Consider the following 15,456-nt stretch of genomic DNA (forward strand, 5'->3'; position numbering starts at 1 on the left):
ACCAGCTTGGCCGGAACCCAGTTGGATGGTCTGCAATCGTTGCAGTTGAGTGGTCTGGCCGATACGCAGTTGAACGGTCTGTTGTCGTTGCAGTTGACGGCGTTGGCCAATACCCAATGGGATGGCCTGCGTTCCGATCAGTTGACGGCGTTGGCGGATACGCAGTTGAACGGTTTGTTGTCTAGCCAGTTGAGTGCCATTGCCGATACCCAGTTGGATGGTTTGCGTTCCGATCAGTTGACGGCGTTGGCGGATACGCAGTTGAACGGTCTGCTGTCGCTACAGTTGGCTGCTCTGGTCAACACGCAGTTGGATGGTTTGCTGTCGCTACAGTTGACGGCGTTGGCGGATACGCAGTTGAACGGCCTGTTGTCTCTACAGTTGACGCAGTTGGCCGATACACAATTGAATGGTTTGAGTGCAACGCAGTTAAGCGGTTTGGCCAATACACAGTTGAATGGTCTGCTGTCGCTGCAACTGTTGGCGTTGGCTGATACACAGTTGGATAGCCTGCAATCGTTGCAGTTGAGTGGTTTGGCGGATACGCAGTTGAACGGGCTGCATTCGTTGCAGTTGACGGCTCTGGTCAATACTCAATTGGATGGTATGCAATCGTTGCAGTTGAATAATCTGGCGGATACGCAGTTGAATGGTTTGCTTGCTGTCCAGTTGAGTGGTTTGGCGGATACACAGTTGAATGGTTTGTTGTCCAGCCAGTTGAGCTCTTTAGCAGATACACAATTGGATGATTTGCAATCGCTGCAGTTGTTGGCATTGGCCGATACGCAGTTGAATGGCTTGCAATCTCTGCAGTTGGCAGTTTTAGTCAATACACAGTTGGATGGTCTGCAGTTGCTGCAGTTGAGCAACCTGGCGGATACGCAGTTGGATGGTTTGCAGTCGTTGCAATTGGCTCAGTTGGCCGATACACAACTGAATGGTTTAAGTTCGATGCAGTTGGCTGGTTTGGCCGATACACAACTGAATGGTCTGAGTGCGGCGCAGTTGACTGGTTTGGCCGATACGCAGTTGAACGGTCTGCAGTCGTTGCAATTACTCTCTCTTGCCGATACCCAGTTGGACACTCTGCAATCACTGCAGTTGCTGAATCTGGCCGATACGCAGTTGAACGGTTTGCATTCATTGCAATTGGGCACGTTGGTGAATACACAACTGGATGGATTGCAGTTGTTGCAGTTGACGGCGTTGGCGAATACGCAGTTGAACGGTCTGCAGTCGTTGCAATTGACGGCGTTGGCGGATACGCAGTTGAATGGTCTGCAGTCGTTGCAGTTGGCCTCCTTGGCCGATACGCAGTTGAATGGTTTGCTGTCCAGCCAATTGGCCAATCTTGCTGATACCCAGTTGGATGGTTTGCTGTCGTTACAGTTGGCTCAATTGGCGGATACGCAGTTGAATAGCCTATTCTCGCTGCGTTTAGGCAATCTGGCAGAGACGCAACTGGATGGTTTGACTTCACTGCAGTTGAGTGCTCTTGCCGACACGCAGTTGAATGGTCTGCTCTCTTTGCAGTTGATGAATTTTGTAGACACGCAATTGGATGGTCTACGTTCACAGTTGTTGAGCTCCTTGGCTGACAGCCAACTGAATGGTTTGTTGTCGTTGCAATTGACATCGCTTGCCAATACCCAGTTGGATGTGTTGCTGTCTACGCAGTTGAGCACCTTGGCAGATAGCCAGTTGGATGGTTTGTCTTCGCTGCAACTGTTTAATTTGGCTGATACGCAGTTGAATGGTTTATTGTCCACTCTGTTGGTTGTTTTGGACAACACGCAGTTGGATGGATTGCGTTCAGTGCAATTAAGTGCGCTGGCGAACACCCAGTTGGATGGTCTGCAGTCGCTTCAATTGCAGAGTTTGGCCGACAGTCAACTGGATGGTTTGTCTTCTCTGCAGTTGCAGGGATTGGTTGATGCGCAGTTGGATGGTTTGTTGTCGCTGCAGTTGGGTAATTTGGCCGATACGCAGTTGGATGGGTTGTCTGCGACACAACTCCAAAATCTGGATGGGACGCAGTTGGATGCTTTGCGTTCGCTGCAATTGAAGAGTCTGGCTGATACGCAGTTGGATGGTTTGACATCGATACATTTGGCTGCTTTGGAAGATAGTCAATTGGATGGTTTGCAATCGTCGCAATTGGTGAATTGGGCCGATACGCAATTGGACGGTCTTATGTCTCTGCAGTTGCAGGGATTGGCTGATAGCCAATTGAATGGATTGCAATATGGGGTGTTGAGCTCGTTGGCCGATACACAATTGAATGGTTTGCGTTCTGTGCAATTGACCGCTTTGGCGGATACGCAGTTGGATGGGTTGCTGTCGTTGCAGTTGCAGGCATTAGCCGATACGCAATTGAATGGCTTCTCCTCGGCACATTTGTACAATTTGGCCAATTCCCAGTTGGATGGTTTGCTATCCCTGCAGTTGCAAGGCTTGGCGGATACCCAGTTGGATGGTTTGCGTTCCTTGCAGTTGAAGGGGTTGGCGGACAGCCAATTGGATGGTTTGTTGTCATTGCACCTGACCAATCTGGCAGATACCCAGTTGGATGGGTTGCAATTGGCGCACTTGAAGGCACTTGCGGATACGCAACTGGATGGTTTGCGTTCGTTACAGTTGGCATCTCTGGCCAACACCCAGTTGGATGGTTTGCGTTCGTTGCAATTGCAGAGTTTGACGGATACCCAATTGGATGGTTTAAGTTCGCTGCATTTGGCGGTGCTGGCTGACTCACAATGGGATGGTTTGGGTTCATTGTCGCTTGGTATGCTTGCCGACACCCAATTGAACGGTTTGAGCTCTGATCGACTGACTGGTCTGGCCGATACGCAATTGAATGGGTTGCTGTCGTTGCAGTTGCGTGGACTTGCGGATACCCAGTTGGATGGGTTGACGCTGTCACAGGTGAGCGCTTTGGCTGACACGCAGTTGGATGGTTTGTTGTCGCAACAGTTGCAAAATTGGGCGGATACGCAGTTGGATGGTTTGCGGTCGTTGCAGTTGCAACAGTTGGCTGACACACAGTTGAATGGTCTGCTCTCGAGTCAGGTTGCCGGTTTTGCGGATACGCAGTTGGATGGTTTGCGTTCTCTGCAATTGCTGGCGTTGGCCAATACGCAGTGGGATGGTCTGCAATCCATGCAGTTGTATGGTTTGGCGGATACCCAGTTGAATGGCTTGCAATCGCTGCAACTGGCCAGTTTGGCCAACACCCAGTTGGATGGTTTGCAAGCGTTACAACTGCAGGGTTTGGCGGATACGCAGTGGGATGGTTTGCATTCGTTGCATCTGCGGAGCTTGGCTGATTCACAGTTGGATGGATTACTGTCATTACAATTGACGGCGCTGGCAGATACACAGTTGGATGGTTTCCGTTCACTACAGTTGAAGTTGCTGGCGGATACGCAGTTGAATGGCATGAGTTCTCTGCAGTTGACGGCGTTGGCAGATACGCAATTGGACGGTTTGCAATCGTTACAGTTACAGCAGTTGGCCGACACGCAATTGAATGGCTTGTTGTTGTTGCAATTGAAGTCGCTGGTGAATACGCAATTGGATGGGTTGGGTTCGTTGCACTTGACACTTCTTGCGGATACGCAGTTGGATGGTTTGCAATCATTGCAGTTGAAGGGTTTGGCCGATACGCAGTTGGATGGTTTGCGTTCATTGCAACTGCAGCTTTTGGCCGATACACAGTTGGATGGTTTGCTCTCGACGCAGATTCTGGCATTGGCAGACAGTCAGTTGGATGGTTTGCGTTCCTTGCAGTTGAAGGGTTTTGCGGATACGCAGTTGAATGGTTTGCAGTCTCTGCAATTGCTGGCTTTGTCGGATACGCAGTTGGATGGTTTGACTTCGGTGTTGGTAGCGACGTTGGCCAATACCCAGTTGGATGGATTGCAATCGTTGCAATTGCAGGCGTTGGCAGGTACGCAGTTGGCTGGATTGTCGTCGCAGCATTTAAGCAATTTGGCTGACAGTCAACTGGATGGTCTGCTTGCGCTGCAGTTGTCAGGATTGCAGGATGTACAGTTGAATGGTTTACGTTCGCTGCAATTGCAAGCGTTGGCGGATACCCAATTGAACAGTTTAACTTCGGCGCATCTGTCGGCTTTGGCCAATACGCAGTGGGATGGATTGTTATCGTTGCAACTCTTCAATCTGGCTGATACGCAGTTGGATGGAATGCGTTTGCTGCATATGCAAGGCTTGGCAGATACGCAGTTGAATGGTTTGCAATCGTTGCAGTTGCAGAGTTTGGCAGACACGCAGTTGGATGGTTTGCAATCGTTGCAGTTGCAGGCGTTGGCGGATACCCAGTTGGATGGTTTGATCTCAAGCAATTTGCTGAGTCTGGCCAACACCCAGTTGAATGGCCTGCTCTCCTTGCAGTTGCAAAATCTGGCCGATACGCAGTTGAATGGTTTGACTTCGGATCAATTGACTGCTCTCGCTGATACACAATTGAACGGTTTGTTATCGTTGCAGTTGCAGGGTTTGGTTGATACCCAGTTGGATGGTTTGAGTTTGTCACAGGTGAGCGGTTTGGCGGACAGTCAACTGAATGGATTAATGTCTATGCAGTTGTCTGGTTGGGCGGACACGCAAATGGATGGGTTGCGTTCGTCGCAATTGCTGGGGTTGGCCGATACCCAGTTGAATGGTTTGAGTGCGACCAATCTCTCCACTTTTGCCGATACGCAATTGGATGGTTTGCGTTCCTTGCAATTGCAGGGATTGGCGGATACCCAGTTGGATGGTTTGCAGGCATTACAGTTGTATGCGTTGGCGGATAGCCAATTGGATGGCTTGTTGTCGTTGCAGTTGCAGGGATTGGCCAATACCCAGTTGGATGAGCTGGGATCGTTGCAATTGAGTGCCTTGAGCGATACCCAGTTGAATGGTTTGTTGTCTCTGCAATTGACTGCTTTGAGTAACACGCAATGGGATGGTTTGTTGTCGCTGCAATTGCAGGCGTTGGCGGATACGCAATTGGATAGCATGCGTTCGCTGCAATTGAGATCGTTGGCGAATACCCAGTTGGATGGTCTGCGCTCCTTGCAGTTGCAGAACTTGGTAAATACGCAGTTGCAAGGGTTGCAATCGTTGCAGTTGCAGTCGCTGGCAGACACGCAGTTGGATGGATTGACTTCGGTATTGTTGGCGAGCAGGTTGAATACGCAGTTGGATGGTTTGTTGTCGTTGCAGTTGGTGGCTTTGGCGGATACGCAATTGGATGGTTTGTCGTCGGTGCAATTGACAGCTTTGGCCAATACACAGTTGAACGGTCTGTTGTCGCTGCAATTGACAGCGCTGGCGGATACACAGTTGAATGGTTTACGCACCCTGCAATTGAGCAACCTTGCGGATACGCAGTTGGATGGCTTGCTTTCGTTGCAGTTGAGTGGCCTGGCCGATACGCAGTTGGATGGTTTGCGTTCGTTGCAGTTGAATGTTCTGGCGGATACGCAGTTGGATGGTTTGCGTTCGACGTTGTTGGCATCTTTGGCTGGCACGCAGTTGGATGGCTTGCGTTCGTTGCAGTTGAATGTTTTGGCGGATACGCAGTTGGATGGTTTGACTTCGGCGCAGTTGTTCAATTTGGCGAATACGCAGTTGGATGGTTTGACTTCGGCACAATTGAGCAGTTGGGTAGATACACAACTGGATGGTTTGACGGCGTTGCAGTTGAGTGCGTTGGCCGATACCCAGTTGAATGGTTTGACCTCGGCGCAGTTGGCTGCTTTTGTGGATACACAGTATGATGGTTTGCTGTCGTTGCAGTTGCGGGCGTTGGCGGATACGCAGTGGAATGGCTTTACTTCGTTGCAGTTGCAAACTCTTGCTGATACGCAGTGGGATGGTTTGTTGGCGGCACAAGTGAGCGCGTTGGCCGATACGCAGTTGAATGGTTTGACCTCGGCGCAGTTGGCATCCTTGGCAGACACCCAGTTGAGCAGTATGGGAACAGTGCGTATGGCCAATCTGACCATTTCCACGTTGCAGGCGTTGACTACCGCAGGCGTGCAGGCGCTGACCACCACAGCCATCACCTATCTGTTGGCGGGTCAGATTACGGCGATGACGACGACGCAGGTTGCTGCCTTGACAGCGACGCAGTTGGATAGTTTGACCGTGTCGCAAGTGCAGTCCATTGCCACTTCCTGGAATGGCTCTTCCGCCAATACAACGGGACAGAATGCCTGGACGGCGGCTGGTTTGACGACGACACAAATTACCGACTTGGATAATTTGCATGCCACCGGTACCGGAGCGATGTCGGTATTGTGGGGTGTGTAGTGTGTGCAATAGGTATACGAAAGAAGGAAAGCAGCAGGGCAAGGGGCGCGGGGCAGGATGGGATATCCTGTCCCGCGTAGAATGGGCGATGAGTGGTTAGTCGATGAGAGGGAACAGGAAGCTGTTCCCTCTTTTTTTTGGTGGTGTGTCGGAGAGAGGGGGGGTATGATCGGTGGCGTTGCGTGCTGTTAGGGTGGATGGTTGGGGGTAAGCAGGAGAGAAGAGGGATTTGGAGAAGGGGGAGAAGGGAGATGAGTGTGGCCTTTGCAGATGAACTGTTGTTGACCTCTTCCGAGACGTTGGCTTTGATTGATGCCTTGGCGGCACGTCTGCATGCGGATCGTTTGGGCTTGCCGGATCCCCAGGCACGGGTGGGAGATTGGGTAGTGATTGGCATACGTCGTGGCGGGGCATTGGTAGCCGAGCGGTTATGGGATCGGCTCTGTGAGCGTGTGCAGGAGAAGATTCCGATAGGTTTCCTGGATATTACCTTTTATCGAGATGATTTGGATACCATCGGTCCCAATCCGGTGGTCGGCGAGACCGATTTGCGGATGGATATTGATCATAAGCATATATTATTGGTGGATGATGTCTTGTTTACTGGGCGGACGATTCGCGCGGCCATGAATGCATTGTTTGATTATGGGCGACCGGAACGGGTGGAGTTGTTGGTGTTGGTGGATCGAGGTGGTCGGCAATTGCCGATTCAACCGGATCATGTGGGTTTGGTGGTACAGGCGGGTATGGGTGAGTGTATCAAGTTGGTAGACAAGGGAGAGAATGTGCAGGTTGTCCGGCGTAAACTGGGATAGACCGGTTTATGCGCGCAATGGTGAGCCACATTTTATAACTTCCGCAAAGCTGGGGCATTTCTATGAGAACGGCAGGAAATTTATGGACGCGCAAACATCTTCTTGGTATGGCTGGCTTGAGCAAGGAGGAGATTGCCACTTTGTTGGACACAGCGGTCTCTTTGCGCGAAGTCAATCGCCGGGAGATCAAGAAGGTTCCGACCTTGCGTGGCAAGACGATCATCAATCTGTTTTTTGAAAATTCAACGCGCACTCGCACCTCTTTTGAGTTGGCTGGCAAGCGGATGTCGGCGGATGTCATCAACATGTCGGTTGCTTCCAGTTCGGTGCAGAAGGGGGAGACCTTGTTGGATACCCTGGCCAATTTGCAGGCGATGAATCCGGATGTGGTGGTGATGCGTCATCCGGAATCGGGGGTGTTGCAATTTTTGGCCAACCATTTGAATACGGCATTGGTCAATGCCGGTGATGGGCGCCATGAGCATCCGACCCAGGGGTTATTGGATATTTTGACCATCCAGGACCATCTCCCCTTGCTGGAGCGGGACTCTTTTTCTGGGTTGGTGGTGGCAATTTGTGGCGATGTACTGCATTCGCGAGTGGCCCGTTCCAATGCTTTGGGCTTGAAAAGTCTGGGAGCTGAGGTGCGTTTTGTGGGGCCATCGACCTTGATGCCGAATCAAGCAGAGGAGGCCTTTGGGGTGACGGTGCACCATCGTTTGGAAGAGGGTTTGGCCGGTGCCCATGTGGTGATGATGTTGCGGTTGCAGAATGAGCGGATGAACTCGCCCTATTTGCCGAGTGTGCGCGAGTATGCGGAATTTTGGGGACTGACCCGCAACCGTCTGCGTTTGGCAGATCCGAAAGCGATTGTCATGCACCCTGGTCCGATCAACCGGGGGGTGGAGATCTCTTCCGAGGTGGTGGATGATCCCGATCGTTCGGTGATTTTGGAGCAGGTTGCCAATGGCTTGGCGGTGCGGATGGCGGTGTTATATCTACTGTGTGGATCTGGAGTACGGAGGTAAGATGTATAACCCTTCTCTGACTGAGAGTATATTGATTCGTGGTGGACGGGTTATTGATCCAGCCCATGGTCGTGATGAGACAGCCGATGTGCTGATTGTGGATGGTGTGATTCAAGCGGTGGGGCGCTTGGAGTTTACGGCGCAGTGTCGGGTTATTGAGGCAGAAGGGCTGGTTGTGGCGCCCGGTTTGGTAGATATGCATGTGCATTTGCGCGAGCCGGGTCAGGAGTACAAGGAGGATATTGCCAGTGGTACGCGGGCGGCGGCGGCGGGTGGGGTGACCTCTGTAGCCTGTATGCCCAACACGCAACCGGTGGCGGATGATTTGAGTGTGATCGGCTATATTCAGGAGCGGGCACGGCAGAGTGGAGTGGTGCGGGTATTTCCGGTGGGGGCGATCACCAAGGGGTTGCAGGGTCAGGTTTTGACGGAGATGGGATTGTTGCAGCGGGCCGGTTGTGTGGCTTTTTCTGATGATGGTCGTCCGGTGAGTGACAGTGGGGTGATGCGCAAAGCATTGGAATATTCCCGGATGTTTTCGGCGTTGCTGATTCAGCATGCCGAAGAGCCCTCTCTCTCTGGGGGCTGTATGCACGAGGGGATTGTTTCCAGTCGTTTAGGCTTGCCGGGGATTCCCAGTGAGTCAGAATCGGTGATGGTAGATCGAGATATTCGCCTCGTGGCTTTGACAGGTGGCCGCTATCATGTAGCACATCTGTCAACACGCCAGGCGGTCGTGGCGGTGGAGCAGGCACGGCGGCAGGGCTTGCCGGTCAGTTGTGAGGTGACTCCGCACCATTTTTCGCTCACCGATGAGGCGGTGATTGGTTATGACACCGATGCCAAGATGTCGCCGCCGTTGCGGAGCACGACAGATCGACAAGCCTTGTTGGATGGTTTGGCCCAGGGGGTGATTACGGTAATTGCCACCGATCATGCGCCACATGATGAAGAGAACAAACGGGTTGAGTTTTGCAGAGCGGCCAATGGGGTGATCGGTTTGGAGACCCTGTTGCCGGTTAGTCTGGAGTTGGTGCGTGACGGGGTGATGAGTTTGTCCGCCTGTTTGGCGGCGATGAGTTGTCATCCGGCCCGTTTGTTGGGTATTCCCCATGGCACTTTGGAGGTGGGAAGGGCGGCAGATGTGGTACTGTTTGATCCAGAGGAGAGCTGGATTGTCGATGCGCGGCAGATGCAGAGCAAAAGCAAGAACAGTTGTTTTCATGGTCGGCGGGTCAAGGGACGGGTGAAGCAGACGCTGGTTGCGGGGCGTGTGGTCTATACGGATGAAGGCCGTTAGAGGTCAAGGCAAAGGATGAGCAGTATTCATTATCTTTCGGCGCAGGTGCTGCGCAATGAGCGGCATGGGGCAGATTTAGGCTGGATGCGTTTGGCGGTTCCGGGATTGGGGGAGGTGGCTCCTGGGCAATTTGTGCAGTTGAATTGTGGTGAAGATTTAACGCTGCCCCGGCCTTTTTCGGTATGGGCCAGCAACCCGGATGAGGGGACCATTGATCTGTTTTATCGGATTGTCGGCGTGGGAAGCGCACGTCTGGCAACCTGGAAGATTGGTGAGCAACATGCTGTATTGGGGCCGTTGGGGCGTGCCTTTTCTCTGCCGCCGTCGGGCAGTCGGTTGATTCTGGTGGCTGGTGGGGTAGGTTTGGCACCATTGGATTTTTTGGCGCGGCACTTGGTTGGGCGTGGTCTGGAGACGGTATTGTTTTGGGGTATAGAGAGTGCGGTACCCTTTGCGCTGCAGAGAGAGGCAGCGGGGAGTGGATTGACCGAGGGGTTGTCGTTAAGCCATTTGCACAGTGTGGGAGTCAAGAATCGCTTGGCATCGTTGCAGGATCGGGAGGGAATGTATCACGGATATGTTACCGATTTGGCAAAGGAGTATTATCAACGGTTGACGGAGGATGAGCGAGCCTCTGTGCGCTTGTATACCTGTGGTCCGTTACCGATGATGGCGGCGTTGGCAGGCTGGGCGGCGGAGAGTGGTTTGTCGGGGGAGGCCTCTTTGGAGGCGCACATGGCTTGTGGTTTTGGGGTCTGTGTGGGCTGTGTGGCCGGCGTGCGTGGCGAGGGAGAGAAGCGCTTCTACCGTCGAGTCTGTGTCGAGGGGCCGGTATTTGCGTTACAGGAAGTGGATTGGCAACATATGTGTTGAAAAGGTTACAACGGGAAAAGAGCACCGATTTCCATCGTTGACATCCAACGAGCAACAGACGGGGAGGTTGTGCCATGGCTATAGAATCACCAGAGATCCGTACCATTCGCAATGTTGCTTTATTGGCTCATGGGGGGGGAGGCAAAACCACATTGGCCGAGGCAATTTTATTTAATGGTCAGGCCATTGATCGTCGTGGGGAAGTGGGAATGGGAACGGCGGTGATGAGCACGGAAGCAGAGGAGATGGAACGGGGTATTACCATTACGCCGCATATTGGTTATTGCACCTGGCGTGGACATTGGTTAAATCTGGTAGATACCCCTGGTTATGTCGATTTTTTGGAATCGACACGTGGGGCGATGCAGGTTGTGGGTGGGGCGGTGATGATCATCTCTGGGCAGTTGGGGGTAAAGCCGGAGAATGTTCGTTTATGGGGGATGGCTGAAGAGGCACGGATTCCAGTCATTGGTTTTATCAACAAGATGGATTTGCCGCGCAGTGATTTTATCCGGGTTTTGGGGGATATTGAGCAGAATTTGCGGGTGACCGCCTTGCCGTTGACGATTCCGATAGGTTCTGGGGAGAGTTTTTCTGGGATTATTGATTTGATTCCGATGACCGCCTGGTCGGCGCGCAACGGTCAATTTGTACAGATTGATTTTCCCGAAGAGGTACGGGAAGATGCACAGCACTATCGCACGCAGTTGATTGAAAAGGTGGTGGAAGCAGACGATCAACTGTTGGAGCGCTATTTGGAGTCTGGGGAGGAGCCTGAGGAGGCGACCATTCATGCTTTGTTGCGGCAGGCGGTCCATGAACGGCGCTTGTTTTTGCTGTTTTGTGGTTCCGGGTTGGCCAATATTGGTGTACGCGCTTTGTCCAATGGGATTATCTACTATCTGCCCAATCCAGTAGAGCGGGCGGATATCAAATCGCTGGTGGGGGAGGATCCGCTGCATGAGGGGCGGCAGATTGCGCGCTCTCCTTCTGTACAGGATCCCTTTTCGGCGGTGGTTTTCAAGACCACGATCGATCCGTTTGCTGGAAAGTTGTCGATCTTCAGAATCTTTTCCGGGGCCATTGAGGTGGATCAACCGGTCTATAACAGTGATCGCCGGGTCAAGGAGCGGGGAGGTCGTTTGTATCGGTTGCAGGGCAAGGAGATGCGTGCGGTCAACCGCTTGCAGGCTGGGGAGATGGGAGCCATTGCCAAGCTGGAGGCGACCCGCAGTGGTGATACGTTGTGTTCACCGGAGCATCCGATTCACTATCAGCGGGTCCGTTATATTGAACCGATCATGACCTATGCGGTGGAGGCAGATCCACAGCAGGAGGATCGGGTGGTTTTGGGTTTGGGCAAGTTGGCGGAAGAGGATCCGACGCTGCAATTTTTCCGGGATGCCGAATCGCATGAGATGATTTTGGCGGGGATGGGTCAGACCCATTTGCGGGTGACTTTGGATCGTTTGAAACGCAAATTTGCGGTGGTGGCCACTTTGAAGGCGCCACGGGTGCCGTATAGGGAGACGATCGGCAAGGCAGTGCGGGTGCAGGGTCGTTTGAAAAAGCAGAGTGGTGGTCGTGGGCAATTTGGTGATTGTTGGTTGGAGGTAGAGCCGTTGCCGCGTGGTGGTGGATACCAGTTTGCAGATTTGATTGTGGGTGGAGCGATACCCAGACAATATATACCTTCTGTGGAAAAAGGGCTGCAGGAGGAGATGTTGCGGGGGATATTGGGGGGGTATCCGGTGGTGGATCTGAAGGTCTCCCTGGTGGATGGTTCCTATCATCCGGTGGACTCTTCGGATAATGCTTTTCGTGCGGCGGGGGGTATTGCCCTGCGCAAGGCGATGGAGGAGGGTGGCGCGACCTTGCTGGAGCCGATCATGGGCATGGAGATTACCGTACCTGACGATGTTTTGGGTGATGTGATCGGAGATTTGAACAGTCGGCGTGGACGGATTACCGGAGTGACGCCGCGGGTAAACAATCAGATTGTGTTGGCTGAGACACCGATGGCAGAGGTGTTGGATTATGGCAATATTTTGAATGCCATCACCTCTGGTCGCGGTCTGTATACGATGCGGGTGATTGGGTATCAGGAGGTTCCCAGCCATATTTCCCGTTTGGTGTTGCAGAAAAAGTCGGAAAAATGAAAAATTGTGCAGTGCAGCATGAAATAGTGCTTGACTTGCAGGGGAGATCTGCCGATCAATATAGTTAAGTAAAATATATTAACACTGGCAGAGGTGAAGGCCATGTTGAGCATCAGTTGCCCGGAATTGGTCTATTTTTATCATCAGGTAGGAAAGCAGGCGCCGCGTCAGGTGGTGGATCCCAGTATGGGAGTCAGCAGCCAGACCAACAATCGCTCGACGCAGGAGGTGCGTCGCAAAACAGAGGGAGAGGATAACGATTTTTCCTCTGTGTTTGCCAAAGTGATGAATCGGGGTAGCTAACGATCTACCGGATGTTTGTGAGGGGTTGCAGCCCCTGTTTTCGGAAAGGCATGGCCGGACCGGGAGCAGGGGTTTTGTTTTTTTAGTTGCCATCAGTCGGAGCTGGGCCTATTTTGTGTTATTGCAAGTAGACCGGCAACAAGGAGGAGGAACATGTCAGAGAATGAAGTGAGCAAAAACAATGGTGCAGAGAGTTATGGCGCGGGCAGCATTGAGGTGCTCAAGGGATTGGATGCGGTACGCAAACGTCCTGGCATGTATATTGGGGATACCGATGATGGCTCAGGATTGCATCACATGGTCTTTGAGGTGGTGGACAATGCCATTGATGAGGCTTTGGCGGGATATTGCAATCGCATTGAGGTGATTTTACATAGTGATGGTTCGGTGACGGTAAGCGACAATGGCCGTGGCATACCGGTAGAGATGCACGAAGAGGAGGGACGTTCTGCCGCAGAGGTGGTGATGACGGTGCTGCATGCCGGGGGCAAGTTTAATCAGAACTCCTACAAGGTATCGGGTGGCTTGCATGGTGTGGGTGTCTCGGTGGTCAATGCGCTTTCCGAGCAGTTGATCTTGACGGTACGGCGCAATGGTCATGTGTGGATGCAGGAGTATCGCAATGGGGATCCTGTAGCGCCGATTCGCATCACCGGGGAGACCAGTGGGACAGGTACAGAGATCACCTTTTTGCCGAGTCGCGCGGTCTTTACGGCGACCGAATTTTCCTTTGATATTTTGTCGCAACGTTTGCGCGAGCTCTCTTTTCTGAACAATGGGGTGCAGATTCATATTCGAGAAGATGTCACGGGCAAGATACACCATTTTCATTATGAGGGAGGCATTCGCTCTTTTGTCGAGCATTTGAACAAGGCGCGGACTCCGCTGCATGCCCCACCGATCTGTTTTTCCGACGAGCGCGGCATTGTGCATTTGGATGTGGCGATGCAGTGGAATGATTCCTATCAGGAGAATGTTTTTTGTTTTACCAATAATATTCCGCAACGGGATGGGGGCACCCATTTGGCTGGTTTTCGGGCGGCGTTGACCCGAACCTTGAACAATTATCTGCTTGCCAGCAATTTGGCAAAAAAAGAGAAGATTGTCATGGCTGGCGAGGATTGCCGGGAGGGTTTGACGGCGGTGATTTCGGTCAAGCTGCCGGATCCCAAATTTTCCTCGCAGACCAAAGAAAAGCTGGTCTCTTCGGAGGTGCGCACAGCGGTGGAGGCGATTGTCAATGATCGTTTGGCCACCTATTTTGAAGAGCATCCGCAACATGCCAAGCAGATTGCTGCCAAGACCTTGGAGGCGGCAACAGCGCGTGAGGCGGCACGCAAGGCGCGTGAGTTGACGCGGCGCAAGAGTGCGTTGGACATCTCCTCCTTGCCGGGCAAATTGGCCGATTGCCAGGAGCGGGATCCGGCATTATGCGAGTTGTATCTGGTGGAAGGGGATTCGGCAGGTGGCTCGGCCAAACAGGCGCGCAATCGCAAAAATCAGGCGGTGTTGCCGTTGAAGGGCAAGATTCTCAATGTGGAGAAGGCCCGTTTTGACAAGATGATCTCCTCGGCAGAGGTGGGGACATTGATCACTGCCCTGGGCACCGGTATTGGTAGCGAAGAGTATGATATCAACAAATTGCGTTATCATCGGATCATCATCATGACCGATGCCGATGTCGATGGAGCGCATATTCGGACGCTGTTGTTGACCTTTTTTTACCGGCAATTTCCGGACATTGTGGCACGCGGCCATTTGTATATTGCCCAGCCGCCTTTATACCGCATGACCCGTGGCAAAGCGGTGCACTATTTGAAGGATGAGGATTCGCTGCATGAGTTGTTGATGGTCAATGGTCTGGAGGGGGTCTCCTTGCGGCGTGATGGGGAGGTGATTGCCAGCGAAGCGGATCCTTTGTTGTTGAATATGCTGCGCGAGAGTCAGCGTTATGTGACCTTACTCAACCGTTTGGGGCGCTATTATGATCGATTGGTGCTGACCGCGGCTATTGAAGAGGCAGGGATCAGTGATGAGAGTTTGGAAAACAGTGCTGAAGCCAATGCGGCGGGTGATCGTTTGCGTGCGGCGTTGAGCGATGCCAAGGGGGAGGCAGAGCGTTTGCAGTTGTTGGTGGTACATGATGCGGAGGTGGGCGCAGAGGCGATTCATGTGGTGCGCACGGTACATGGGGTGCCGACGCAGACGGTTTTGGATTTGCGTTTGACCCGTTCGCCGGAATATCGCGAGATGGTGGAGCGGGTGCAGCGGATCCGCGAGCGTTTGGGCAGCAAACCGCTTTTGCGCAAAGGCCACCGGGAGTTTTTGGTACAGAGTTTGGAATCGTTGGTCAATTGGGTGATGGCAGAGGGGCGCAAGGGGCAGAGTATTCAGCGCTATAAAGGGTTGGGTGAGATGAATCCCGACCAGTTATGGGAGACCACCATGGATCCCACGACCCGCACCTTGTTGCAGGTGCGGGTGGAGGATGCGATTGAGGCCGATTTGGTCTTTACCACCTTGATGGGGGATGCGGTGGAGCCTCGGCGCGATTTTATTCAGGACAATGCCTTGAATGTGGTCAATCTGGATGTGTAAAGGGGCATGGCGTACAGTTATTATCTGCGCTTAATAACATGCACCACCCAGAGCAATTG

8 protein-coding genes are annotated in these 15,456 nt (G+C 52.7%); all 8 read left to right on the forward strand.

Annotated elements, in window-relative coordinates:
- Positions 1-21 precede the first annotated feature (21 nt).
- Entirely contained in the window at positions 22-6,321 is a 6,300-nt protein-coding gene (locus tag EJP87_RS18250) for a hypothetical protein (protein WP_227657774.1), read from the forward strand.
- A 251-nt stretch (positions 6,322-6,572) separates the two neighbouring features.
- Complete coding sequence (gene pyrR / locus EJP87_RS17365) at positions 6,573-7,136, forward strand: bifunctional pyr operon transcriptional regulator/uracil phosphoribosyltransferase PyrR (protein ID WP_130473067.1); 564 nt, start codon at positions 6,573-6,575, stop codon at positions 7,134-7,136.
- Between the two features lie 62 nt (positions 7,137-7,198).
- Complete coding sequence (locus tag EJP87_RS17370; protein ID WP_130473068.1) at positions 7,199-8,164, forward strand: aspartate carbamoyltransferase catalytic subunit; 966 nt, start codon at positions 7,199-7,201, stop codon at positions 8,162-8,164.
- A gap of 1 nt (position 8,165) precedes the next feature.
- Positions 8,166-9,464, forward strand: coding sequence for a dihydroorotase (locus EJP87_RS17375; protein WP_193771522.1), 1,299 nt, complete (start codon positions 8,166-8,168; stop codon positions 9,462-9,464).
- 15 nt (positions 9,465-9,479) lie between these two features.
- The gene (locus EJP87_RS17380) at positions 9,480-10,337 is read left to right on the forward strand and encodes a dihydroorotate dehydrogenase electron transfer subunit (RefSeq protein WP_130473069.1); all 858 of its coding nucleotides are present in this window, start codon (positions 9,480-9,482) and stop codon (positions 10,335-10,337) included.
- Positions 10,338-10,411: 74 nt separating this feature from the next.
- Positions 10,412-12,496, forward strand: a complete 2,085-nt coding sequence (locus tag EJP87_RS17385) for an elongation factor G (RefSeq protein ID WP_130473070.1) — start codon at positions 10,412-10,414, stop codon at positions 12,494-12,496.
- Positions 12,497-12,598: 102 nt separating this feature from the next.
- Complete coding sequence (locus tag EJP87_RS17390; protein ID WP_130473071.1) at positions 12,599-12,799, forward strand: hypothetical protein; 201 nt, start codon at positions 12,599-12,601, stop codon at positions 12,797-12,799.
- 153 nt (positions 12,800-12,952) lie between these two features.
- A complete protein-coding gene (gyrB, locus tag EJP87_RS17395) occupies positions 12,953-15,397 on the forward strand; it encodes a DNA topoisomerase (ATP-hydrolyzing) subunit B (RefSeq protein ID WP_130473072.1) in 2,445 nt (814 codons plus the stop codon).
- The last annotated feature ends 59 nt before the right edge of the window (positions 15,398-15,456 follow it).

The organism is Candidatus Magnetaquicoccus inordinatus (genome assembly GCF_004217665.1).
GTDB lineage: Bacteria > Pseudomonadota > Magnetococcia > Magnetococcales > Magnetaquicoccaceae > Magnetaquicoccus > Magnetaquicoccus inordinatus.